21 protein-coding genes and 2 pseudogenes are annotated in these 24,929 nt (G+C 63.7%); 17 read left to right on the top strand and 6 right to left on the bottom strand.

The window, feature by feature from the left end; genetic code table 11:
- Positions 1–10 precede the first annotated feature (10 nt).
- From RSE12_01465 to RSE12_01440, 6 genes are all read left to right on the top strand, one after another.
- Complete coding sequence (locus tag RSE12_01465) at positions 11–724, top strand: double zinc ribbon domain-containing protein (GenBank protein WRH63027.1); 714 nt, start codon at positions 11–13, stop codon at positions 722–724.
- A gap of 40 nt (positions 725–764) precedes the next feature.
- Positions 765–1,019 (top strand): glutaredoxin 3, encoded by a 255-nt coding sequence (grxC, locus tag RSE12_01460; protein ID WRH63026.1) that lies wholly within the window; start codon positions 765–767, stop codon positions 1,017–1,019.
- Positions 1,019–1,867: a carbon-nitrogen hydrolase family protein gene (locus RSE12_01455; protein WRH63025.1), complete on the top strand. Its 849-nt coding sequence runs from the start codon at positions 1,019–1,021 to the stop codon at positions 1,865–1,867. The genes grxC and RSE12_01455 overlap by 1 nt, the downstream gene beginning before the upstream one ends.
- Positions 1,864–2,319 (top strand): MarR family transcriptional regulator, encoded by a 456-nt coding sequence (locus RSE12_01450; GenBank protein ID WRH63024.1) that lies wholly within the window; start codon positions 1,864–1,866, stop codon positions 2,317–2,319. Before RSE12_01455 ends, RSE12_01450 begins: the two co-directional genes overlap by 4 nt.
- Positions 2,320–2,326: 7 nt before the next feature.
- Complete coding sequence (locus RSE12_01445) at positions 2,327–2,611, top strand: hypothetical protein (protein ID WRH63023.1); 285 nt, start codon at positions 2,327–2,329, stop codon at positions 2,609–2,611.
- 182 nt (positions 2,612–2,793) lie between these two features.
- Entirely contained in the window at positions 2,794–3,630 is an 837-nt protein-coding gene (locus RSE12_01440; protein WRH63022.1) for a YihY/virulence factor BrkB family protein, read from the top strand.
- Here the strand turns inward: RSE12_01440 and RSE12_01435 are convergent.
- The 3 genes from RSE12_01435 to RSE12_01425 all read right to left on the bottom strand — a co-directional run bounded on the left by RSE12_01435 (position 3,624) and on the right by RSE12_01425 (position 10,467).
- Positions 3,624–7,148, bottom strand: a complete 3,525-nt coding sequence (locus tag RSE12_01435) for a translocation/assembly module TamB domain-containing protein (GenBank protein WRH63021.1) — start codon at positions 7,146–7,148, stop codon at positions 3,624–3,626. The two genes, RSE12_01440 and RSE12_01435, sit on opposite strands and share 7 nt — an antisense overlap.
- Entirely contained in the window at positions 7,148–8,983 is a 1,836-nt protein-coding gene (locus RSE12_01430; GenBank protein WRH63020.1) for an autotransporter assembly complex family protein, read from the bottom strand. Before RSE12_01430 ends, RSE12_01435 begins: the two co-directional genes overlap by 1 nt.
- Positions 8,984–9,189: 206 nt before the next feature.
- The gene (locus tag RSE12_01425; GenBank protein ID WRH63019.1) at positions 9,190–10,467 is read right to left on the bottom strand and encodes an ROK family protein; all 1,278 of its coding nucleotides are present in this window, start codon (positions 10,465–10,467) and stop codon (positions 9,190–9,192) included.
- A 224-nt stretch (positions 10,468–10,691) separates the two neighbouring features.
- Here RSE12_01425 and RSE12_01420 point away from each other — a divergent pair, with 224 nt between their 5' ends.
- The 9 genes and pseudogenes from RSE12_01420 (at position 10,692) to RSE12_01380 (ending at position 21,128) form a co-directional block, all read left to right on the top strand.
- Positions 10,692–11,717 (top strand): substrate-binding domain-containing protein, encoded by a 1,026-nt coding sequence (locus RSE12_01420; protein ID WRH64712.1) that lies wholly within the window; start codon positions 10,692–10,694, stop codon positions 11,715–11,717.
- A 154-nt stretch (positions 11,718–11,871) separates the two neighbouring features.
- The gene (locus RSE12_01415; protein WRH63018.1) at positions 11,872–13,263 is read left to right on the top strand and encodes a sugar ABC transporter permease; all 1,392 of its coding nucleotides are present in this window, start codon (positions 11,872–11,874) and stop codon (positions 13,261–13,263) included.
- A gap of 13 nt (positions 13,264–13,276) precedes the next feature.
- On the top strand, positions 13,277–14,038 hold the full coding sequence (locus tag RSE12_01410) for an ATP-binding cassette domain-containing protein (protein WRH63017.1): 762 nt from the start codon (positions 13,277–13,279) through the stop codon (positions 14,036–14,038).
- The gene (xylB, locus tag RSE12_01405; protein ID WRH63016.1) at positions 14,038–15,474 is read left to right on the top strand and encodes a xylulokinase; all 1,437 of its coding nucleotides are present in this window, start codon (positions 14,038–14,040) and stop codon (positions 15,472–15,474) included. The genes RSE12_01410 and xylB overlap by 1 nt, the downstream gene beginning before the upstream one ends.
- Positions 15,471–16,772, top strand: a complete 1,302-nt coding sequence (gene xylA, locus RSE12_01400) for a xylose isomerase (GenBank protein ID WRH63015.1) — start codon at positions 15,471–15,473, stop codon at positions 16,770–16,772. The genes xylB and xylA overlap by 4 nt, the downstream gene beginning before the upstream one ends.
- Positions 16,773–16,843: 71 nt before the next feature.
- Positions 16,844–17,872, top strand: a complete 1,029-nt coding sequence (gene mgrA, locus RSE12_01395; GenBank protein WRH63014.1) for an L-glyceraldehyde 3-phosphate reductase — start codon at positions 16,844–16,846, stop codon at positions 17,870–17,872.
- A 109-nt stretch (positions 17,873–17,981) separates the two neighbouring features.
- The gene (locus RSE12_01390; protein WRH63013.1) at positions 17,982–18,902 is read left to right on the top strand and encodes a hypothetical protein; all 921 of its coding nucleotides are present in this window, start codon (positions 17,982–17,984) and stop codon (positions 18,900–18,902) included.
- A 57-nt stretch (positions 18,903–18,959) separates the two neighbouring features.
- Positions 18,960–19,814, top strand: coding sequence for a flagellar motor protein MotB (locus RSE12_01385; protein ID WRH63012.1), 855 nt, complete (start codon positions 18,960–18,962; stop codon positions 19,812–19,814).
- Between the two features lie 75 nt (positions 19,815–19,889).
- Positions 19,890–21,128 (top strand): annotated as a pseudogene (locus tag RSE12_01380) (flagellar hook-basal body complex protein).
- Positions 21,129–21,151: 23 nt separating this feature from the next.
- Here the strand turns inward: RSE12_01380 and RSE12_01375 are convergent.
- The 3 genes and pseudogenes from RSE12_01375 to RSE12_01365 all read right to left on the bottom strand — a co-directional run bounded on the left by RSE12_01375 (position 21,152) and on the right by RSE12_01365 (position 22,053).
- Positions 21,152–21,292 (bottom strand): annotated as a pseudogene (locus RSE12_01375) (flagellin).
- A 174-nt stretch (positions 21,293–21,466) separates the two neighbouring features.
- Positions 21,467–21,790, bottom strand: coding sequence for a hypothetical protein (locus RSE12_01370; GenBank protein ID WRH63011.1), 324 nt, complete (start codon positions 21,788–21,790; stop codon positions 21,467–21,469).
- Positions 21,787–22,053 (bottom strand): rod-binding protein, encoded by a 267-nt coding sequence (locus RSE12_01365; GenBank protein ID WRH63010.1) that lies wholly within the window; start codon positions 22,051–22,053, stop codon positions 21,787–21,789. Before RSE12_01365 ends, RSE12_01370 begins: the two co-directional genes overlap by 4 nt.
- A 1,794-nt stretch (positions 22,054–23,847) precedes the next feature.
- On the opposite strand from RSE12_01365, the gene RSE12_01360 reads away from it, so the two are divergent.
- Complete coding sequence (locus tag RSE12_01360; GenBank protein WRH63009.1) at positions 23,848–24,237, top strand: flagellar hook-length control protein FliK; 390 nt, start codon at positions 23,848–23,850, stop codon at positions 24,235–24,237.
- 10 nt (positions 24,238–24,247) lie between these two features.
- On the top strand, positions 24,248–24,904 hold the full coding sequence (locus RSE12_01355) for a flagellar hook capping FlgD N-terminal domain-containing protein (protein ID WRH63008.1): 657 nt from the start codon (positions 24,248–24,250) through the stop codon (positions 24,902–24,904).
- The last annotated feature ends 25 nt before the right edge of the window (positions 24,905–24,929 follow it).

The following is a 24,929-nucleotide window of genomic DNA, read 5'->3' as shown; positions in this document are numbered from 1 at the left end:
GGGGGATGGAATGCAAGCGCTGCTCCGGCTGATCTACCCGCCGCAATGCCTGTCCTGCGGCGCGCATGTGGAAACCGATTTCGCGCTCTGCCCCGCCTGTTGGCGCGACACGCCCTTCATCGCGGGGTTGGTCTGCGATGGCTGCGGCACGCCGCTTCCGGGCGAAGATGCGGGCGCCGTCCATTGCGATGATTGCCTCACCCTCGCCCGCCCCTGGGATCAGGGGCGCGCCGCGCTGCTCTATCGCGACAATGGCCGCAAATTCGTGCTGGCGCTGAAACATGGTGACCGCAGCGATCTTGCGACCCCCGCCGCGCGCTGGATGCACCGCGCCGCCGCGCCGATCCTGCGCCCCGGCATGATCGTGGCCCCGGTCCCGCTGCACTGGCTCCGCCTGCTGCGCCGCCGCTATAACCAATCCGCCCTTGTCTCCGCTGCCTTTGCCCGGCTTGCGTCACTTGACCACATCCCCGATCTGCTGATCCGCCCCCGCCGCACCCCCACGCAGGATGGCCGCGACCGCGACGGCCGCTTTCGCAACGTCACCGGCGCGATTCGCACCCATACCCGCCACAAGGCGCAGATACAGGGGCGCGATGTTCTTTTGATTGATGATGTCATGACCAGCGGTGCCACTCTTGCCGCCTGTGCCGAGGCCTGCCTTGCCGCAGGCGCAACGCGGGTATCCGTCTGCGTGCTGGCCCGCGTTGCGAAGGATGCTTAAATCCCTATAGTTCGGCCCAACGCCGCCAAGGATGCATCCCGTGAAACCAGTCGAGATCTACACCACCCCCACCTGCCCCTATTGCCACGCCGCCAAACGGCTGCTCACCAAAAAGGGTGTCGACTTCACCGAAATCGACGTCAGCCGCGATCCCACCCTGCGCAGCAAGATGACCGCCCGCGCCGGGGGCAGCCACACCGTGCCGCAAATCTTCATCGGCGGCACCCATGTCGGCGGCTGCGATGATATCCACGCGCTCGACCATGCCGGCAAACTCGATCCGATGCTGGCCTGATGCGCGCAGGTCTGGTCCAGCTTACCGTCTCTGATGATCCGGCGGAGAACCTGCCGGAAACCGTGGCGCTGGTCCGGGCCGCTGCTGCGGGCGGCGCGGGCTTTGTCCTCACGCCGGAATGTACCAACGCGCTGTCCTCCAATCGCGCCCGCCAGCGCCAGCTTTTCCACCCCGAAACCACCGACCCCACCCTCGCCGCCCTGCGGGATGAGGCCGCGCGGGCGGGCATCTGGCTGTTGATCGGCTCGCTCGGTCTGCTCACACAGGATACGGACGGCCGCTTTGCCAACCGCTCTTTCCTGATCGGCCCCGATGGCAGCATCGCCGCCCGCTATGACAAGATCCACATGTTCGATGTGAACGTCTCGGAAACCGAGGTGTATCGCGAATCCTCCGGCTACCGCCCCGGCACGCAGGCCGTAATGGCCGACACGCCCTTTGGCCGCATCGGCATGACCGTCTGCTACGATATCCGCTTCCCCCATCTTTACCGCCGCCTCGCCAAGGCGGGGGCCGAGATTCTGACCGTTCCCGCCGCCTTCAACCACATCACCGGCGCCGCGCATTGGGAAACCCTGCTACGCGCCCGCGCGATTGAAACCGGCTGCTATGTCCTTGCCCCCGCGCAAACCGGGTTCCACCCGGAACAGGATGGCAAAGGCCGCCGCACCCATGGCCACAGCCTTGCCATCGCGCCCTGGGGCGAAATCCTGTCCGACGCAGGCACCGAGCCCGGCATCACCTTCGCCGATCTTGACCTGGCCGAGGTCGCACGCGCCCGTGATCGCATCCCCTCGCTGTCGCATGACCGCGATTTCACCGGGCCAGAATCGGGCCCCGATCCATGACCCCCCGCGCGACGGACGAAAAAACCGAAGACATCGCCGTCGCCCTGTTCGGCGAGCTGTTCATGACCGATCAGCTTGCCCGCAACCGTATTTCCAAGGTGCTGCCAAAGGGGATGGAACTGTCCCATTTCGGCGTGCTCAACCACCTCGCCCGCGTCAGCGACGAACGCACCCCCGCCCAGCTTGCCCGCGCCTTCCACGTCACGCGTGGCGCGATGACCAACACACTGTCCCGGCTGGAATGGGCGGGTCACGTCCATATCCGCCCCGATTGGGATGACGCCCGCCGCAAATTCGTGGCCATCAGCCCTGCCGGACGCGCCGCCCGCGACGCCGCCGTTCAGGCGGTCGCCCCCCTGATCGCCGAAGTGGTGCAGGCCCTCGGCGCGGATCGCGTCCGCGCCGTGCTGCCCGTCCTGCGCGAGATGCGGACACGGCTGGAAGAAGAGTAGGTCGGGCATGAACCGACTGCTGCTGATTTCGATCCTCATTCTTCCAGCTTGTGCCAGCGTAGACATCGTAGACCGCACCGTCCAAAATCTCGCCTTTCCCGCTGACCACAGGACAGCACGGACGTTCTTCTATTCCAACAATGCCAAGGTTCCCGAACGCCGAATGCTTCGGGCCATCAAATCCTATTGCGGCCTTCCAAACGACGTCTCGGACGATGCGATCCCGCACTCACGCCCTTATGGTATACATGGCACGTGGTTTCTCGACTTTGCCTGTCCCGAAACGCCATAGGCCCGTGCAACAATAGAAAAGAAAGACCCCGTCCCGGGCTTGACCCGGGACCTCACCCGAAACCTAAGCTGCCACCATCCCAAGAAGCCCCGGGTCAAGCCCGGGGCGGGGTGGCCTTGATTGCGAACGCCGATCCAAACCCGGCCCTACACAAAGCACCATTCCCCGCCTACACTCCCCCCATGCCCATCCCCAATATCCCCGTCATCCTCAAAGACCTCTGGCACCTCTCGGATGAGCGAGAGCTTGATCTTATCGCCGCGGGCATCGCCTTCTATGGTTTTCTGGCCATTTTCCCCGCGGCCGCCGCCGTCATCGCCATCTGGGGCAGCTTTTCCGACGCCACCTTGATCCGACAGGAACTGGAACTCGCGCGCGATTATCTTCCCCCCGACGCGTGGTTGCTGATCTCGGACCAGATCGAATCCATCCTCGCCGGCCCCCCGGGCGGGCTGGGTCTGGCAACCTTCGTATCGCTTTTTCTTGCCCTCTGGACGGCGCGCGCCTCGGCCGCTGCCCTGATCCGGGGGTTGAACGCCATCCACGGTCTGCCCAACCGCGCTGGTATGCGCCATTACTTCCGCGCGATCGTGCTGACGCTGGTGATGGTGGGTCTTGCCATCGCTGGCCTGTTGGCCGCCGTCGTGGGGCCTTTGGCGCTGTCATTCCTGCCGCTGGGCGGTTTCACCACCGCCGCGCTCGAGGCGTTGCAGCTTTTCCTCAGCCTGATGATCGTGGTGATTGGCGTCGCGCTAATCTATCGCCTTGGCCTGAACCGGAAACTGGAACATCGCCTGTTTACGCGCGGGATCGTGGTCGCCGTCATCATCTGGATCGCCGCCTCACGCGGGCTGGTGATCTATCTGGCGAATTTCGATACCTATAACCGCATTTACGGCTCTATCGGGGCGGTCGCAGCGCTGTTGGTCTGGCTCTATCTGTCGGGCTACGCGATCCTTCTGGGTGCCGCCGTCGATGCCTCGCATGCCAAACGCAAGGCAATGGCGCGGGATCAGTAATCCTTCTCGAAATAGATGCCCAACCCCGTTTCGCCCGCCGATCCGGCCCGTCCGCGAATGGTGACCGAGTCTGTCACATCAAGGTTCAGGTTGATCTGGCTCTGCCCCTGATCATCCACCTCCACCTCGGTATAGACGTTTTCTGACAGGTATTTCCCCGCCCGCACCGTGGCCCCGCCATCGGCCCCGGTCTGCACATCCAGATCGTCCAGCCCGAACCCCTGCCGCAACCGCCCGATGATGCCCACCCCGCCGCGCCCGGCCAGCGTGGCCACCGCATTGGCCAGTTGCGCCGCCTGCAACACCGACAGCGTTTCGATCCCGCGTCCGAACAGCAGGCGCGACAACACCTCCTCCTCGGGCAGTTGCGGGGTGGATTGGAAACTCACCACCGGTTCATTCGCGGGGCCATCGATGCGGATGAAACTGGTGATCCCATCGCTCTCGGTCGACGCAGATACCGCCACAACCGGCACGAAATTCCCCTGCAAGGTCAGCGTCGCCTCACCCAGATCCAGCCGCTTGCCCAGAATGTTCAACCGCCCCCGGATCAGTTCAAACGAACCCGCAGGCACCACAGCCGCAGTGGACCCGCCCAGCCGCAACTGGCCGCCCAGTTCCGCATCCAGCCCGCGCCCGCGCACATAAATCTGTGACGGCGCGGATATCAGCAGGTCAATCGCAAAGGGCCGCGCGCCACCACCGCCGCCGCCAGACTCGCCCATCCCCAACAGCCCGGCCCGCGCCCGCGTGGCCCGCACCTCGGCCGCTTCGTTCACATGCTGCAAATCGACAAGGTCCGATGCCCCGCCCATCCCGGTTGACGGGATCTGCACTTCGGTCTCGGACAGCGTGATCTGCCCGCCAATCGCGCCACCCCCGGTCAACGGCCCCCGGATTGTCACTTCGCCATTCGCCGTGGTCTGAAACAGTTGCGGATCGCGCAGCACCGCATTGCGCAGCCCGATCCGCAGATCGGCCTCAAAAGGCGCAGCCAAGCCAACGCCGCCGCCTACATCCACGCGCCCGCCGCTCGACAGGGCCCCGCCGCCCGAAATCTGCGCCCGACTTCCCGCCAGATCGGCGGTCAGCGCCACACCCTCCAAGGCAAAGGCCAGCCCCGGATCGGCGATCCGCCCCCCGGTCAACGCCACCCGCCCCGACAGCGATGACAGCGCCAAAGGCCCGTTCACCCCAAGGTCAAACCGCACCGGCCCCGAAATCAGCCGCCCCGACAGGAACGCATTGGCCAGCCCCGCCTGCGCCGCACCGCTGATCGTCAGGTTCGCCGCGGTGCCATCGCCCCGCACGCGCCCCACCACCTGCGCATCAATCCCGCCCGGTCCCTGACCACGCAGGTTCAGGTCAAACCCCTGCCCGTCATCCGCCGCCGTACCGCTTATCGTCAGCGGTCCCGCGAAATCGGGCAGCAACAGCGCCAGATCAGCCAGCCGCGCATTGACGTTGATCCGCCGTGCCGCGCCCTCAGCCGTGCCATCGGCCGCCACCCGCACCTGCGGGTTCTCCACCAGCGCGGAATTCAGCACCATCCGCCCACCCGCCACCGACAGATCGGCAGACAGCGCCGTCTGCCCGCGCAGCAGCCTGTCTGCCTCGGCCTGCCCGATGGCCAGATCGCGCGCGTTGCCCTGCAACGTCACCCGCCCATCCGCCGCCGCCCCGGTAAACCGCACGTCCCCCAGAAACGCCCCGCGATAGCCCCCGCCCATCACCGACAGATCGGCAAAATCCACCCGCGCCGACAGATCGCTTTGCCCGCTGCTTACCGTCCCGCTGGCCTTTGCCGTCAGGCTCTGTGCCGCCACGGTCAGGTCGCGCAGGACCGTCCCCGTTTCTGTCCGGGCCGCTGACAGCGCGATCCGCGACGATCCCTTCAGCAACCGGTCCAGTTCCGCCTGCGCCACCGCCACATCTGTGCCGATCAGGTTCGCCTCAACGTCGAACGCCCCGGTCAGCGGGCTCGCGCTCCCCGTCACCTCCAGCCCCGCCGCCCCCGCCAAGGGCCGCCCGGCAAGACCCGAGAACCGCGCCAGATCATCCACCCGCGCCCGCGCCACGCCTGAAACGGTCAGCGCCGCCTCCAGCCCCTCGATCAGCGCGCGCCCCGTCAGCCCGTAATCTTCGCCCTCCAGCACGATCCGCGGCAGCCGCAGCCCATCGCCCCCTTGCTGCCAGGACAGGATCACCTGCCCGCCAAGGTTCGCGCCCACGGCCTGCGCCAGCGCCGGATCATCCGGCAGCAGCCCGCTCGCCGCGAAATCCAATGTTGCGCCCACATTCGCCACGCCATCGCGCCGCCAGATGCGCCCCGCCCCGTCCAGCGCCAGCCGATCCGCCTTCAGCCCCGCCCGGTCCAGCCCGTCGATGACAACATCCCCGGTCCAACCTTCGCCCGCCACCTTGTCATAAGCGACGTCCAGCAGCACCGATTGCACCCGCGTCTGATCTTCGCCCGAAAGCGGCAGCAGCACTGGCGCGCCGCTCTCCAACCCGATCCTGCCATTCACATCAAAGGCCAGCGGCAACCCATCCGCGGCCAGCGTCGCTGTCCCCGACAGATCAATCGCCTGCGCATCCATCGCAAAGGACCGCAGCCGCAACACCCCTTCGGGCGACCGGTCCCCGGAGGCCTTCAACGCAATCTGATCCCCGAAAAAGTCGCGATACTCCGGCATCCACAGCGGCGCCAGATCACCCGTCAGATCAACGTCAAACCCCTGCGACCCGTCGTCAGACCCGATCAGCTGCACCGTTCCGGCCAGCCGCTCCTGCCCATCCGTCACCAGCCCGACCGATGCCGCGAAATCGCTGATCGGCGCAACCCCCTGCACCGACAGCCGCGCCGCAGGCGCACCCGGTATCCCCAGCTTGGATACCGCGATCCCGCCCGCCTCTTCCTCGGCCACAAGGTCCAGCACGAATTGCCCAGTGGCATTTGTAAACGCCGCGCTCAGGTCCAGCCGCCCTGCAGGCCCGTCATCGCTGCGTTCCAGCAGCAGGTCCGTTCGCCCCTCGCCATCGGCCAGCTCTGCCGATGCCTCCAGCCGCGCTTCCAGCGCTTCGCCCAGTACGGCCTCGCCCAGCACGATGCGGTCCGCCGCCAGCCGTCCGATGCTGATGGAAACCGGCAATTCGGGTAGGGTGAAGCTCCCCGCCTCGGGCGACGGCGCGGCGTCCCCTGCCTGCGGAATCCGCTCCAGCACAATTTCCTGCGCCGAAAGCTCGGTCACATCCACCACGCCGCGCAGCAGCGCAGACCGGCTCCAATCCAGCCGCACCCCTTCCAGCGTCAGCCAGACGCCCGCATCATCCGCGATTGTCAGCCGCTCAATCGTCGCCTGCGATGACAGCGCCCCGGCAAACCCGGTAATCACCACCGACCGCCCCGCCCCGGAAAGATTGTCCTCCAGCAGCGCGGTCAGATATCCCCGGTCATCGTCCTGTGCCACGGCGGCAAGGGGAAGGCAGCAGATCGCAAGGGTGGGCCATATCCGCATCAGAATGCCTGCCCCAGACCCACGTAAATCTGCACGCCATCGCCCGTGGTCCCGCCCACCGGCGTTGCCACATCCAGCCGGATCGGCCCGAACCCCGTGTCATAGCGGATGCCCAGGCCCGCGCCCGAATGCCAATCCCCCGGCCCGCTGAAAAACTCGCCCACATCCACACGGCCTGCATCAAAGAACCCGACCACCCCGATCCGGTCCGTCACCATCGCGCGCGCCTCAAGCTGCGTTCCGATGAAATGCGTGGCCCCGATCTTGGGCGACAACAGCCCCCGCGCCACGTTCACGCCCAGCGATTGATAGGGCTGCCCCCGCACCGTCCCGCCCCCGCCGCTATAGAACAGGTCATCCCGCGGCGTTTCCAGCAGACCGGACCCGATCACCGCGCCCAGTTGGAACCGTCCCGCCAGAACGAAACGGTCCTCCGCGCCAAGGCCCAGATAGCCCCGCGCATCCACCTTGGTCCGCGTGCCGCTGCCTGTGGTGCCAAAGCCGAAGAAGGGCTTCACCTCGGCATCCAGATAGAACCCCGATGTCGCATTCGCCTTGTCGTTTCGACGGTCCCACGTCACCCCGATGGGGATGGACACGTTGCGAAACAGGAAATCGCTCACCTCATCGCGGCCATTGGCATATTCGTAATCCAGCGCCAGCCGCCCGGTCAGTGCATCGGTAAAGTAATGCGTCACCTTTACCCCGGCGGTCGCCACATCGGCAAAGTAGTCTTCTTCGTCCAGATGGCCGATCTCTGCGCCAAAGCCGACCGTTGTATCCGGGGTCAGTGTCGCAGGGCGTTCGATTGTAAAGCCCAGCGAATAATCGATCCCGCTGTTCTGCGCGCCGATATTCGTCACCTCGCCATCAATGCGCAGCCTTTCCCCGCCGCCCAGCAAATTGCGATGCAGCCAGTATCCCGTCAGCGCCAGCCCGTCCTGGCTCGCAATCTCGGCCCCGAAACTGTAGCGGCGCGGTTTTTCCTCCACCACCGTCGCGGTGATCGGCAACAGATCGGGCGACAGCACGTCCCCCTCGGTCATGGCCACCGATTTGAACACGCCCGTCCGCCGCAACCGGTTTGCCGCGCGTTCCAGTTCGGCAGGTGAAAACACCTCACCCTCTGGCAATCCGGCAATCTTGATCACGCGGCGCACCCGCATCCGCTCGGCGCCCTCAACCGTCATCGCGCCAAAGCGCAGGCGCGGCCCCGGTTCCAGCGCAACCTGCGCCGACAGGGTGGCATCACGATGATTGGCCGTCACTTCTTGCCCGGCCACTGCCGCCTTGGCATGGCCCTGGTCGCGCCAGCCGGAAACCCCCGCCACCGCCGCCTCGCGCACCACGTTGGAAAAGGCGGGTTGCCCGATCGCAAACCCCTCAGGCAGTTCTGTTCCCCGGGCCAGCGGCGCAATATCCGCCCGTGACAGGCGAAAGGCCGGCCCCGGCTGTACTGTCACCTCGATCACGTCGATCCGCCCCGGTGCATCCAGCGGTGCAATCGACGCGGCCTCGCGGCCGTCGATCCGGATGTTGATCACGCCAGAGTAATGCCCCTTGGCATAAAGCGCGCCCAGCAGCGCGCCATATTCCGCCCGCGCCGCGGCAAACAGATCCTGTGCATTCGTCTGACCATCCAGTTCCGATGCCGCCAGCAGGGATGCCCCCCGCAGTGATGCCGCCAGATCTTCCGATGCGCCCGGTGTCCGGAATTCCAGCCGCTCCAGCGCCACGGACTGCCCGCCAAGGGTCACAAGCGCGAACAGCGCCACCCCGCAGCAGCGGCGCAGGGGCCGGATGGAAAAGGGCGGCAAGGCAACCTCCAGGATCAATGAATGTGACTATCGCAACCTAACCATCCCGGCGCAATGACCCGCGCCTGACCACCGCCGAAATCCGCCGCCGAATCAGGTCACGTTCTGGTGCGCGGTCCGATGCCGTAATGAACGCGCAGTTAATGAAATCGTTCCCTGCCGTTCGCTGCGTATGCACAGCTGTCTGCACAGCCGTCTGCACCGGCTGCTGCACGCCAATTTCGCTATTGTGCCGCGATTTCCCGCACCGGCACGAGCAGCCCTTCGCTTACGAAAGACAGTGCCAGCGCCGCCGCCCCATGCGCCCACAAAAGATCACCCCAAGCGTGAATTTCAATTGGCGGGCGCGGGCGTCCGGTCTGGATCGCCAGCATCTCCATCTCGGCCAGGGTCTCTTGCGCATAAAGGTAATCATAGCGCATCCGTTCGCCCGACAGGATGATCAGCGCTGGGTCGAACAGATTGATAACATTGGATAATCCAACCGCCAGATAGCGCCCCGCCCGGCGAAAGATCGACCGCGCCGCCGTGTTCCCGGCCTTGGCATGGTCATACAGGCTTTCCAGCAAAACGCTGATCGACTGCCCCTCGCGATGCGTCCAGTTCAACGCCGTGGTCGCCTCGCGCGCCAGCGCATAGTCGGCGATATAGGCCTCCAGACACCCCCGCTGCCCGCAGCGGCACAAGGCGCCATCCAACTGCACCTTGGTATGCCCCAATTCCATGCCAAGTCCTTGAGCACCGCGGTAAATTCGGTGGTTGATGACATATCCCATCCCCACCCCATGCTCGATGGTGACCACCGCGAAATCCGCCAAACCCCGCCCCGCCCCGAACCACAATTCCGCCAGCGTCACCAGATTGGCATCGTTGTCGACGGTGACAGGAAGGTTCAGCCGCGCCTGCGCCGCCGCGGCCAAAGGCACCGCCCGTTCGGTCAGCACGGATGACCACATCACCATGCCCGCGACCGAATCCACAAAGCCCGGCACGCCGATCCCCACCGCCGAAAGCTGGCTGCGCGCGATCCCCGCCTTGGCACAGACCCGGTCCAGCAAGGTTTCAATTGCAGCCAGAATATCGGCCAGCGCCATCGGCCCTGGCCGGCGAGGGATCACGTCATCGGCGATCAAATTCCCAGCAAAATCAACGATAACCGCCGTATGTTCCCGGTCGGACAGCTTCATTCCGGCCACGCGATGCGCATTTGCGCGCACCCCCAGCGACACCGCAGGCCGCCCCCGCCCCTGATCCAGATCGCGTGGGGCGGCGACCTCTTCGATCAGCCCTGCCTCGATCAGTTCCTGTGTGATCGTGGTCACCGATGCCGGGCTCACCCCCAGGTCCTTGGCCACCTGCACCCTGGGAATCAGCCCCGCCGCGCGCACCCGTTCGAACACCTGCTGGCGAAGCGGGCGCAGCGTATCGGAAAGCGGCGGGATCAGCGGGCCACAGCCCCTGCGCCCCTCTCCGCCATCGTCCATCTGCCCCTTCAGGTGCATTTATTTGGTCTCCAAACTAAAAACGGGCAGAATGCCTGCCATATTCTTTGCGGACATCCCGATAATTGCTGCACTGCCGCATGAAATCGCCAGTTTCCTAGGCAGCGTCAGATTTGACGATCAAATTTATTTTGACAACTGAAATTATTCCCGCCTATTTTCCAGCGTGCCGACGAATCCGTCGTACCGGCCATACGCTGGCCGCATCCATAGGGAGGATAATAATGCGTATCGCAATTCTCGCTGCCGTCATGGCAGTGACAGGTTTCTCGTCTGCCGCTCTGGCAGAAGGCAAGAAGATCGGCGTGTCCTGGGCTCAGTTCCAGGAAGAGCGTTGGAAGATCGACGAAGCCGCAATGAAGGCCGCCATCGAAGCCGCTGGCAACGAATACATCTCGGCCGATGCCCAGTCGTCTGCTGAAAAGCAGCTGTCCGACATCGACGCGCTGATCGCACAGGGTGTTGACGCGCTGATCATCAATGCATGGGACAAGGACGCCATCGCTCCGGCCATCGAAAAGGCCGCTGCCGAAGGTATCCCGGTCGTCGGCTATGACCGCCTGATCGAAGATGCACGCACCTTCTACCTGACGTTCGACAACGTCGGCGTGGGCCGCATCATCGCCGAGTCGGTTTTCGCTGTGGCCCCGAAGGGCAACTACGCGATCATCAAGGGCGACCCGGGTGACCCGAACGTCGGCTTCCTGCGTCAGGGCATGGAAGAAGTGATCGGCGCCGCTGTTGCCTCGGGCGACATCGTGATCGTCGGCGAAGCGAACTCGGACGGCTGGAAGCCCGAGAACGCCCAGAAGAACATGGAACAGATCCTCACCGCCAACAACAACGCCGTTGACGCCGTTCTGTCGCAGAACGACGGCATGGCCGGTGGTGCTGCTGCCGCTCTGGCAGCTCAGGGCCTGAACGTTCCGCTGGGTGGTCAGGACGGCGACCTCGCCGCGATCAACCGCGTGGCACGTGGCACCCAGACCGTTTCGGTGTGGAAGAACGCACGTGACCTCGGCAAAGCCGCTGGCGAAATCGCCTCGGCCATGGCTGACGGCACCGCGCTGGACGCCATCCCGGGCGCGACCAAGTTCTCGGGCGGCGAGAAGGGCGTTGAAATGAACGCAATCCTTCTGAACCCGACCCCGATCACCAAGGACACGCTGAACCTGGCGATCGACGCCGGCCACATCACCAAAGAACAGGCTTGCGAAGGCGCCATGGAAGGCGTCGCTGCTTGCCAGTGATCTAGGCTGATCTTCCGGCGCCACCTGCCAAGGGTGGCGCCGGTTTTCTTTCATGGCGGGTGGCCGATTGCCCCGGGCTGGGGTGATCCAGAGGCGTGCTTTTCTGCGCGCAGTGCCCACGCAACCGAATTTCCCTCTCAGGCTGGACGAGGACATGACCGACACTCCCCATTCCCCGATTCCCCATCCACCCAATGAAAGTGCGGTCGCCCGTTTCCTGCGTACGACAGAGATCGATCCGCGCCTTCTGGGTATGGTCGGGGCGCTGCTGCTGATCTGGGTGGCTTTCGAAGCATACTCGGCCCTCGTCCTTGGCCGTCCATCGATGCTGCTGGGCGCAAGCCAGGCCGAAGCAAACGGCTTCCTCACGCCGCGCAACCTGTGGAATCTGTCCGTCCAGACGTCCTATATCGGGATCATGGCTACCGGGATGGTGCTGGTCATCATCACGCGGAACATCGACCTGTCGGTCGGGTCGATCATGGGCATGGTCGGCATGTATATGGGCCTGCTTCAGGTTGAATACCTGACGCCGGCGCTGGGCCTTGGCCATCCGTCCATCTGGATCATCACGGTGATCTTCGGCATCGCCATGGGGGCGCTGATCGGGGCGTTTCAGGGTGTTCTGATCGCCTTCATGAACATTCCGTCCTTCATCGTTACGCTGGGCGGCCTGCTTGTCTGGCGCGGGGCGGCCTTCCTTGTGGCCGGTGGCAAGACGATCGCGCCGCTGGATGAAACCTTCGCGCTGATCGGCGGCGGCTCCTTCGGGGCGCTTGGCCGGACCGGCAGCTGGATCTTTGGTGTCATCGCCTGTGTCTTTGTCGTCTGGGCCTTCATCAGCGGCCGCAAATCCCGCCGCCTGCACGGCTTTGCCCTGCGCCCCGTCTGGGCCGAAACCTTTGTGATCGGCCTGATTTGCGCCGTCATCATCGGCGCGACGGCAATGGTGAATTCCTACATCTGGCCGCGCGGCAACATCGCGAAATACTACACCGATCTGGGTCAGGAGCTTCCCGCCTGCGCACAGGACAACGACACGATCTATACCGATGTCTGCGCCACCTTTGGCCATGGTTTTGCTTATCCGGTGCTGATCCTGATCGCGGTCGCCATCTTCATGACCATCCTGATGACCCGCACCCGCTTTGGTCGCTATGTTTTTGCGATCGGCGGCAACCCCGAAGCGGCGGCCCTGTCGGGCATCAACACCCGCGCCATGACGGTGAAGATATTCACCCTGATGGGCGGACTTGCCGGGATCGCTGCCGTCATCGGCGCGGCCCGTCAGAACAGCGCCACCAATGCCATGGGCAACCTGGACGAACTTTACGTCATCGCTGCAGCCGTTGTCGGCGGCACGTCGCTGGCGGGGGGGGTCGGCACGATCTACGGCGCCATCATCGGCGCGCTGATCCTGACCTCGCTGCAAACCGGCATGGTGCTGATCGGCTTTGGCGATGGGTCGTACCAGCGCATCGTGATCGGTATCGCGCTCGTCCTCGCCGTCTATCTCGACATTCTTTACCGCAAGCGCATCAAGTGAAGGGGCCAAGATCATGGTAGACAGAACCGGAACCCCGCTCGTCGAACTGCGTGACATCTCGATCTCGTTCGGTGGGATCAAGGCCGTCGATCACGTCACGGTCGACCTCTTCCCCGGCGAAGTCGTGGGCCTTTTGGGCCATAACGGCGCGGGCAAGTCGACGCTGATCAAATGCCTGTCGGGGGCCTACAAGGCCGATGCAGGCCAGATCCTGATCAATGGCCAAGAGGTGGAGATCAACAATCCCCGCGACGCCCGCGCCCAGAACATCGAGACGATCTATCAGACGCTCGCTCTGGCAGATAACCTTGATGCCGCCTCGAACCTGTTCCTTGGTCGCGAATTGGTGAACTCCATGGGGTTCGTGAACGAATCCGCGATGGAGGCCGAAACGCGCAAGATCATGGGTCGCCTGAACCCGAACTTCCGCAAGTTCGGCGTCCCGGTCAGCGCGCTGTCGGGCGGTCAACGCCAGTCGGTCGCCATCGCGCGTGCCGTGTATTTCAACGCCAAGATCCTGATCATGGACGAACCCACTGCCGCGCTTGGGCCGCATGAGACGCAGATGGTGTCGGAATTGATCCAAGAGCTTAAGGCGCAGGGTCTGGGCATTTTCCTGATCGAACATGACATCCACAACGTGATGAAGCTGTGCGATCGGGCCTCCGTGATGAAGAACGGTCAGCTTGTCGGAACGGTCAATGTCGATGAAGTGACCGACGAAGACATCCTGTCGATGATCATCCTTGGCAAGAAACCGGCAAAGGCTGCGTAATGTATATCGGCCTCGACCTCGGCACGTCCGGCCTCAAGGGCGTGCTGATCGACGATGCGCAGGCGGTGCTGGCCGAGGCCAGCGCCCCCCTCACCGTCGCCCGCCCGCATGAAGGCTGGTCGGAACAATCCCCTGCTGCCTGGATCGCCGCCGCGGAAAGCGTGATGGATGCGCTGTCGGCACATGGTCTGTCCAAGGTCCGCGCCATAGGCCTTTCGGGCCAGATGCACGGGGCTACGCTGCTGGATGCCTCGGATGAGGTGCTGCGTGCCTGCATCCTGTGGAACGATACCCGCAGCCATGAGGAGGCGGCCGAGCTTGACGATGATCCGATGTTCCGGCGCGTGACCGGCAACATCGTCTTTCCCGGCTTTACCGCGCCGAAATTGCTTTGGGTGCGCCGTCACGAACCCCGCATCTGGGAAAAGGTGGCGCGCGTCCTGCTGCCCAAGGACTACCTGCGCCTGTGGCTGACCGGTGAACATGTCGCCGAAATGTCCGATGCCGCAGGAACAAGCTGGCTGGATACCGGCAAGCGAGATTGGTCGGATGATTGCCTCGCCGCTACTGGCCTGACCCGTGCCAACATGCCCCGCCTTGTCGAAGGGTCCGCGGTTTCGGGCAGCCTTCGCGCTGCCCTGTCGTCGCGCTGGGGCTTACCGAAGGGCGTGGTCATCGCGGGTGGGGGTGGCGACAATGCCGCCTCTGGCGTGGGCGTCGGCGTGGTGAAGGCGGGCGATGCCTTTGTCTCGCTTGGCACCTCGGGCGTGCTGTTTGCTGCGAATGACGGGTATCAGCCCGCACCGGAAACTGCCGTGCATACCTTCTGCCACGCGCTGCCCAACACGTGGCACCAGATGGGGGTTATCCTTGCCGCCACCGACGCGCTGAACTGGTATGCGGGACTGGTGGGCGAAACTGCCGCCAATCTGACCGGCGCGCTGACCGATCTGCACGCGCCCACCAAGACACTGTTCCTGCCCTATCTCGGCGGCGAACGCACGCCGCTGAACGATGCCGCCATCCGGGGTGCCTTCATCGGTCTTGAACATGCGACTGACCGCACCGCCGCCACCCGCGCCGTGCTGGAAGGCGTAACCTTCGCCATCCGCGACAGCCGCGACGCGCTGGCCGCCACGGGCACGCGGATCGACCGGCTCCTTGCTGTTGGCGGTGGCTCGCGCTCTGACTATTGGCTCCGTGCCATCGCCACCGCGTTGGACATCCCCGTTCATTTGCCCGTCGCGGGTGATTTCGGCGGGGCTTTTGGCGCAGCGCGCCTTGGCCTCATGGCCGCCACCGGGGCAGGGGCAGAGATTGCCACCCTTCCCCCCATCGCGCGCAGCATCGACCCTGACCGCAGCCTGACCGCCGCTTTCGACGTGGGCCATGCCCGCTATCGCGCCGCGCAATCCGCCATCCGAGGACTGACATGACCGACTTCTTCAAAGGCATCCCCCAGATCAAGTATGAGGGGCCTTCCAGCACCAACGAATTCGCCTTCCAGCATTACAACCCGGATGAAGTTCTTCTGGGCAAGCGGATGGAAGAGCATATGCGCTTTGCCATCGCCTATTGGCACAGCTTTGCATGGCCGGGCGGCGACCCCTTTGGTGGTCAGACCTTTGATCGCCCCTGGTTCGGTGACACCATGGCGCTGGCGAAACTCAAGGCCGATGTGGCGTTCGAAATGTTCGATATCCTCGGCGCGCCCTTCTATTGCTTCCACGATGCCGACGTCCGCCCCGAAGGCGCCACCTTCGCCGAGTCAAAGCGCAATCTGGATGAAATCGTCGATTACCTGGGGGAGAAGCAGTCTTCCCACAAGACCCAGCTCCTCTGGGGTACCGCCAACATGTTCAGCCACCGCCGCTGGATGTCGGGTGCTGCGACGAACCCCGATCCCGATGTCTATGCCTATGCCGCCGCCACCGTGAAGGCCAATATGGACGCCACGCACAAACTGGGCGGCGCGAACTACGTCCTCTGGGGCGGGCGCGAAGGCTATGAGACGTTGCTGAACACAGACCTGAAGGCCGAACGCGAACATGCTGGCCGCTTCCTGCAACAGGTCGTGGAATACAAACACAAGATCGGCTTCAAGGGCGCGATCCTGATCGAACCGAAACCCCAGGAACCATCCAAGCATCAGTATGATTACGACGTGGCCACGGTCTACGGCTTCCTCGTTCAGTTCGGGCTTGAGCATGAGGTGAAGGTGAACATTGAACAGGGTCACGCCATCCTCGCGGGCCACAGTTTCGAACATGAGATTGCGACCGCCGCGGCACTGGGCATCTTCGGTTCCATCGACATGAACCGGAACGATTACCAGTCTGGCTGGGACACTGACCAGTTCCCGAACAACCATGCGGAAAAGGCGCTGGCCTTCTACGAAATCCTGCGCGCTGGCGGCTATACCACTGGCGGCACGAACTTCGACGCCAAGATCCGCCGCCAGTCGCTTGATCCCGAAGATCTCATCCTCGCCCATGTCGGTGGCATGGATACCTGCGCCCGCGCGCTCAAATCCGCCGCCGCGTTGCTGTCGGATGGGGCGCTGGAAAAGGCCCGCGCCGACCGCTACGCCGGTTGGGAAAAGGCCGATGCAAAGGCCCTGCTGACCGGGTCACTCGAGGATGCCGCAGCGGTGGTCACGGCCAAGGGATTGAACCCCGAACCGAAATCCGGCCGTCAGGAACGGCTGGAAAACCTCTGGAACCGCTTCATCTGATCTGATCAATTTAACTGCAAGGGCGGCGATGCGACCCCGCATCGCCGCTTCTCATTTCGGGAGGAACCTGCATGACCTACACCCCCGCCGCTGACCGTTACTCGAAAATGGTCTACCGCACCTGCGGCAAGTCCGGCCTGAAACTTCCGGCCGTCTCACTTGGCCTGTGGCACAATTTCGGCCACGACACCCCGCATCAGGTAAAGCGCGACATCTGCCGCACGGCCTTTGATCTTGGCATCACCCATTTCGACCTTGCCAACAACTACGGCCCGCCCCCCGGCAGCGCCGAAGAGGCCTTTGGCGAAATCATGAAAACCGATTTCGCGAACTACCGGGACGAACTCATCATTTCGTCCAAAGCGGGCTATCTGATGTGGGACGGCCCCTATGGCGAATGGGGAAGCCGCAAGTATGTCATCGCCTCCTGCGATCAGTCGCTAAAGCGGATGGGGCTCGACTACGTCGACATCTTCTATTCGCACCGCTTCGATCCCGACACCCCGCTGGAAGAAACGATGCTTGCGCTTGATCACATCGTCCGCTCCGGCCGCGCGCTCTACGTGGGCATTTCCAGCTATAACAGCCAGCGCACGCGTGAGGCTTATGCCATCCTCAAGGAACTCAAGACCCCCTTCGTGATTCATCAGCCCAGCTACAACATCCTCAACCGCTGGGTGGAACATGACGGGCTGAAGGAAACGCTGGCCGAACTGGGCCTTGGTTCCATCGCCTTTACGCCGTTGGCTCAGGGTATTCTCACCAAGAAATACCTTGGCGGCATTCCGGCAAACAGCCGCGCCGCACAGGGCAAATCGCTTGACCCCGCGACGATCACCGAAAGCGCGCTGGCCTCTGTCCGCGCGCTGGATGATCTGGCCCAAAAGCGCGGGCAGACGCTGGCGCAGATGGCCATCGCCTGGGTTCTGCGCGATGGCGGCATCACCACGGCCCTGATCGGCGCGTCCAAACCCGAACAGGTGGTCGATTGTGCGGGTGCCATCGGCAACCTGACCTTCACCGCCGAAGAACTCGCCGCCATCGACCGCATCAGTCGGGAAGAGGACATCAACCTCTGGGCGCGCTCGTCCGGGGAATAGGCGCGCCAAATAATCCTTAACAGGGTCACGGTGCCGCGCTAACAATCACTTTGATACCGGGTCTTCCTGTCTTGAGGGAGGATCAGGCACAAAGGGAACGCGCGGCGCCATGCACAGCACCAGCACTGGATCGGCCAGCTTTACGCTGTATCTCGCCGCGCCCACGGGGGTTGCGGCACTGGCTGCCCCAGTGCTGGCCGCCCATCTGGGCATCACAGAAAGCCTGGCCTTCCGTCGGCTTTCTACCAGCCCGGGTCCCATTGCGCGGGGTCTGGGTCCGCAGGCGGCGCAGCGCCTGTTTTCGGTGCTCTCGGTGCTCGGCCTGCAACTTCGTCTGCGCAGCAATGATGACAAAGCCGCGCAGTGCGACTTGTCGGTTCAGCTTTCGGTCTGGGCCGATCCGGCCCGCGTGTCGGCGGACCTTGCGACCGCGTTGTCGCGCGATCCTGCCAATATCGCGCAGGCCCTCGCACAACCCGGTGGTCTGATCCTGCAAGACCTCAGCCCGCAACAGGCACGCGCCGCACGGGAACGCATCGCCCCGATCCGCGGCCTCATCCTGTTGCGCGCAGATCGCGACGGTGCGCTGTCTGATCTGTTTGCCACCCGCTCCCTCACACCCGGTGAACATGACCGGCTGACCGATGCTCTGCGTGTAATCGGTGCGCGTGCCGACCGGCTGACCGGGGCCTGTGCGGCCGGACTGGGGCCCGCGATGCGTGACCACGTCATGTCGCGGCTGCCGGACCTTGGGTTGATCCCGCTTGACCGGAGCTTTCAGCGGTTCGATCTTTACCTGACGAATGTCACAGGCTGGGTGACCAAGGATCTGGCCGATTTCCTTGCCGCCCGCACCGGGCAGCCGCGCGCCAGATTCGAAGTGATCTCCCCCGACCGTCCTTTGTTGCTCGATCACGGGCTGACCCATGCAGTGCTGCTTCAGTTCTGCGCTGATTATGCCGCCATCGGCCTGTCCACGCGCCCGCTTTTGCGCGGTCTTGCCGGATTTCCCGACAATCCAATCCTTTAGTCCTTACTTCACCATCCTCCTTTAGCTTGCAGGTCGGGTGTAAGAATGGGTGGTGGAATGGCCAGGCAAGGGAATGCCGCGCCAGTCGTCATCAAACGGAAAAAGGTCGTAAGTGGCGGTGGCCACCACGGCGGCGCATGGAAGGTGGCCTATGCCGACTTCGTGACCGCGATGATGGCCTTTTTTCTTTTGATGTGGCTGCTGAACGCGACAACGGAAAAGCAGCGCAAAGGGATTGCTGATTTCTTCAGCCCCACGATCCCCGTCAATCGCGTTTCGGGGGGCGGGGATGGCGTCTTCGGCGGCGATTCCATTCTGACGGAAGAAACGCTGGCACGAAACGGCGTCGGCGCTTCGGCAACCGACCTGATGCAGACCACCCGCTCTAAGGCCGAAGGTGGACCGACACCCGAAGAAGTCGCCGCGGAAGAGGCGGTTTTGCGCGAAGTGGAAAGCCAGCTTTCGGCCTATACCGGCGAAAGCATGGTCTCTGACAGGTTGCTTCGGCATGTTGTCACCCGCCTTTCGGATGAAGGACTGGTGATTGAACTTTTCGACACGCCAGAGGAAACCCTGTTCGATCCCGAAACCGCTGACGCGCGCCCGATCCTGCGGGATCTGGCTGCGATGCTGGTAGAGGTCACGGCGCTGGCCACCAACAAGATCGCCATTTCCGGCCATGTTCGGGCCTATCCGATCATCCTGCGCACTGATCCGACATGGGGCCTGTCCGCCGCCCGCGCCCAAACTCTGCGCGGGCTCTTGGGCGAAGCCGGGCTTGATGAGGCACGCATGCACCGGATCACCGGCTTTGCCAGTCGTCGCCCAGCCACAGCTGATCCGACCAACCTCCGCAACAACCGTGTTGAAGTGACCTTACTGCGCCGACAATCGGCAATCGGTGGCTTTTGAACCATTAGGCGGGTGTTAACCCCACATGGGCCAGGATGACAGCCGACTCAGGTTCAGGCTGCAGAAAGGCTATTCATGTCGATCACGTCTTCGCTCAACGCCGGCGTCGCTGGGCTCAACGCCAATGCGACCAGGCTTGCCACCATTGCCGATAACATCGCCAACTCGAACACGTTCGGCTATCGCCGTGCCACCACGGATTTTGACAGCCTGATGGTGACCGGCGGTGTGGGGACGGCCGGTTTCACCGCTGGCGGCGTCCGCGCCAATGCAAGCCGGTTGATTGATGATGCCGGCCCGCTGGTGGCCACCTCCAACGCGCTCGACTTGGCGGTGTCCGGGCGGGGGATGCTTCCAGTGCGGCCCTCCACGGGCCTTGGCGGCGCGCCCGATGATCAAACGATGCAACTGGCGCGTACCGGTTCTTTCCGCGTGGATGCGCAGGGCTTTCTCTCCACGGACGGCGGGATGCGCCTGTTGGGCTGGCCCGCCAACCGGGATGGCACCATTCCCGGCTTTCCCCGCGATTCTGAACTTGGCTTGGTGCCCATCCGGATCGACACCAATCAGCGCGTCGGCGATCCGACCACGTCGATCCGTCTGGGGGTCAACCTCCCGGCCAAGGGCACGACTGTTGGGGCAAACGGCAACAGCTTGCCGCTTTCTGTCGAATACTTCGGCAATCTTGGCACGTCGGAAACGCTTCAGATCAGCTTCACCCCCACGGTGCCGACCACCGGCTCGGCCTCAAACACCTGGACCATGCAGATCCGCGATTCCGCCTCGGGTGGTGCTGTGGTTGGGGAATACACCGTCACATTCGATGCTTCGCGCGGCCCGGGTGGCTCGATCGCAACCGTGACGGCCGTGTCCGGCGGTGCCTATGATCCGGCCCAGGGCACCATTTCCATCAACGCTGCAGGGGGCCCGATCACCCTTACGATTGGTTCCCCCGGTGCATCCAACGGACTGACGCAACTCGACAGCAGTTTTGCCCCTGTCGGGGTTGTGAAGGACGGCTCGCCGATCGGCAGCCTGACCAAGATCGAAGTCGATAAAGACGGCTACCTGACAGCAAGCTATGACACCGGCTTTTCGCAGCGCCTCTTTCAGATCCCGCTGATCGATGTGCCCAATATCAATGGCCTCGCCGCGCTGGCGGATCAGACCTACCAGATCACACCGCAATCAGGCGCATTCACCCTGTGGGACGCCGGGACCGGACCGACAGGTTCCATTTCCGGCTATACCCGCGAAGGATCGACCACCGATGTTGCCGGCGAACTCACCGCGATGATCCAGACGCAGCGCGCCTATGCGTCAAACGCCAAGGTCATCCAGACGGTGGCGTTGTCCTTGGCCGAAGCGACCGACTTGCCGGTCGAAATCTCGGATTGGGTCATGCCGAGGTTGATATTGATGCTTTTCATCGTCTGCAGCGCAACCATGGCGCCGTTGTTGGTCAGAATGGATGACATCTTCATTCCCTTTGAAAGTGCGCCTTTGGCGCGGATTGACCTTTCGGGTTCCCCCCGATGCGTGCGGTCACGGACCACCGCGCCACCCCGCTTCGGGATGCCCGTCCATTTCACCTCGCAGCGGTTAAGCCTTTGCTGATGCGACCGGGGGAAATGGTTTGGAATTGAGTCAAATCACAGCCTCCGCCCGGGCACCGGCGTCGATAGGGCCCTGCGCGCACCGCTGCGGTCATAGGTATCGGCCCGTTCTGCCGCCGCAATCTCAACCAGCCGCCGCCGACCCGCGCGCAATCCTTGAGCCGCCGCCGCAAGACAATTGGTGTTGCGCTCTGCCATGCCGCGCAGCCGTGCCGGCGCATCGCCTTCCAAGGCCCCCAAGCCAGATAAAACTGTCTCTAACTTGGCTGAAATTGTCTCTAACTCATCGAACTGTGCCGTGCGAATCGCATGGTGCATTGCGCCCAGAACCGCCTCCGCCTCCGCCTCTGCATCGTTCATTTCGCAGTCTCCTCCAGCGCGCGGAACAGCGATTCGGTCAACCCGATGCCCCCTGCCTGCACCATCGCCTTTGCCTGCCCTTCGCGCAGGAAGGATGCGAACTGCTCGGCCCCGATCCCCCCGCCAAAGCTGCCCGTTTGCGTGCCAAGCCCCGCATGTCGCAGCATTTCTGCCAGAAAGGCGGTTTCCAATTCGGCTGCCTTGGCCCGCAAGGGGTTGTCGGGGACTGTGCCCGGTCTCGTTAGTGGCGGGGATACCTGCATCGCGGTGCTCCTGTTTGGGAAATGGGGCAGATTTTCCGCATCTTGGGCCATCGGCAGTAAAGATTTGGTAATCGGTGAAGGCCAAAGTCGGACCACCTGACAGAAGTCTGACCCAACATGATCCAGCCTGTTCGTCTCCAGCAATTGCCTTCCACGCCTGCGGCCCCCAGCACCGCAGTGGGCGCGGAAGTGACTGCCTTCCTCGCTGTCATGGCCGAATCCGGTGCCAATCCGCAAACGCTCGCCGCAGATTTGGATCAGCTGCCCGGTCGCGAACCGCTGGACACTGATCCCCTGATCCCCCACCAGAACGCGACACAGCCGTCGCCTGATGCACCCGTTGCGGCATCTCTGCCAACTGGCACGATGGCCATAGTAACCCGTCCGCCGCCAAGCGACGCTGACACTGCCACCCCACAGCCGGCTGCAGAAGACAAAGCCTCGCAAAGATCCGAATCGACCCTGACATCGCCGAAATTGCCCGATCCGGCACAGCCGCCGCAGGTTTTCAGCATGGCTGCGATGGCCTTTGCCGATCTCTCCGCCGCGTCGCAGCCGGTCATGCCCGCGCAAATGCCGTCTTCAGCCGGAAGCGATGATCCTTCTCACCCGGAAACCCCTGCCATGGGGAGCACGGTTCCCACCCAGAAAGAGCGGCCCACGGTTCCGCAAGGCAAAGGAATACCAGTTTCCGCCGTAACAGAGCCTTTTGGACCTCAATCCTTGGACACAATGGTCGGGGCTTCCCCGCTTCCCCGCGCCAATGCCGATGGGGTGCCCGCGCGCAGCGCGATGCCCCATCCACAGGGCACTGGCGCACATCTCAGCAGTATGGGGGATAGGGCGGAACCGCGTTCAAGTTTGGCTTTCCGGCCACCCCTTGCCGAATCTGAAGTCGCGGCCGCTGCGGTCTCCGCTGCGCCCGCCAGGGTTCCATGGCCGGAATTCTCTCATGCGGATCTGTTGCAGGAAGCTAGCAAGTATCAGGTCGAAAACGTCTCTGACAAAGCACAAATCATACCCAGACCCGATCAATCCCGCGCACCGCCCGCCGCAGCCAGAACCCCTGCCTTGCCCATCTCCGTTTCGGGATTGGACCCGCTTCTCCTGCCAAGGACTCGGGAAAGCACGAATATGGAAGATGCAGCCTTGCTGCCAAACGAATCTGTCCGCCGGCCTCAACCGGCCGCAGCGGTGCCACCATCAGCGATGCAAGCCGACCACGACCTTTCCCCGTTGCGCGTGCAGGTCTTGGACCTGCCGTTTCCGCAGGCATCAGCGCAATCCGAACCGCCACGCGATCCAAACGCGACGCAATTCGTCGCCCCAATCCCAGCGGTCGCGTTGCCTTCGCCTGCCAGCGAAGTATCCCCATTTGCCCATGTCCAATCCGGCACCGAACCCGCAACGACACCAGAACCCGCTTTCCGTGCCGCGAGAATCTGGGCCGAAACGGCCGCTATGCCATCCTCTCCTGCGCTGGAACGGTCGTTTGGGGCTCCTGCACCAGGTCCGCTGTTTAGCCCCGCCCCACCTTCAAGGATGTTCGCTCCAAATACCGACTCAACGGCCGGGTCCTTTGCGCCACAGGCCTTGCCTGCCGCCATCGACAGCGGCTCGGTCTCTGGTACGGCCATGGCAGGAAACCCGCTTTTCGTCACGAACATTGCAGAAATCTACGTTTATCCACAGCCGTTGGTCGCCGACGCTTCCCCCTTCGCCCCAATCCCGGCAGAGCTACCCCGTCCACACGCCCCCGATTCCGCCATTCCGTCCCGCCCCCCGATCAGCCCGATGCCGCTGACAGAAGAAATTCTGCGTCTGGTCCAGATCGCCCCGGATGGCCCTGTCACCCTGACCTTGCGCCCGGATGAACTGGGCACCCTGCGGTTTGAGGTAAAGCAAACGGATCAGGGCCTGCACATCCACCTTGCGGTCGATGAACCCCAAACGCTCGATCTTCTCCGACGGCAGGGGGATCAGGTACTGGCTGACCTGCGGCAGGCCGGCTTTGCCGGCGCGTCGCTCAGCTTTGCAGGCGGCGGCGGACAGGATGCCCCGTCACAGCACAGCGCTCCGTCGCCGGCTGCCGCGAGCCCGTCCAGCCCACCGCCCGCTGCGGATCAACGCCCCCCACCCCCTCGCCCAAACGCATCGCCCGGCACACTCGACCTTCGGCTCTGAAAGGATTGCCATGAATACACCACCCACTTCCTCAGCGCCCAACACGAATGCCCGCACGCCCTCCACGACCGCGGCCTCGCCTGGGGCGGATTTCACGACGTTCCTGAAAATGCTCACCACCCAGATGCAGAATCAGGATCCCCTGAACCCTCTCAACTCCACGGATTTCGCGGTGCAGTTGGCCACCTTTTCTGGCGTCGAACAGCAGGTGCAAACCAACAAGCTTTTAAACGACCTCGCCGCACAGTTCAGCCTGATGGGCATGGCGCAACTTTCCGGTTGGATCGGGCAAGAGGCGCGGACCCCTGCCGATGTCTGGTTTGAGGGCCGCCCCATCACTCTGACCCCGAACCCTGCCCCAACAGCGGATAACCTTGTTCTCACAGTTACGGATTCCACCGGCAAACTCGTCTCGCGCGAAACCGTGCCAATGGGCAGCCGCAGCTATTCATGGTTGGGTGCCGATGCCGCGGGGACGGCGCTTCCCGCCGGTCGCTATCAATTACGGCTGGAAAGTCGGCAGGGGGATAAAGTGATCCGCACTGATCCCGTCCAATCCTACGCCCGCATCGAAGAGGCACGCCGCGACGGCGACCAGATCACCCTGATCCTGCGGGGCGGCATCTCCGTTTCCGCCACGAACGTCACGGCGCTGCGCATGCCCTGATCACCCTTGCAGCGGCGGTCCCCGG

Source organism: Fuscovulum sp., assembly GCA_035192965.1.
Lineage (GTDB): Bacteria > Pseudomonadota > Alphaproteobacteria > Rhodobacterales > Rhodobacteraceae > Paragemmobacter.
This window is presented reverse-complemented; position numbering and strand designations above follow the sequence as displayed.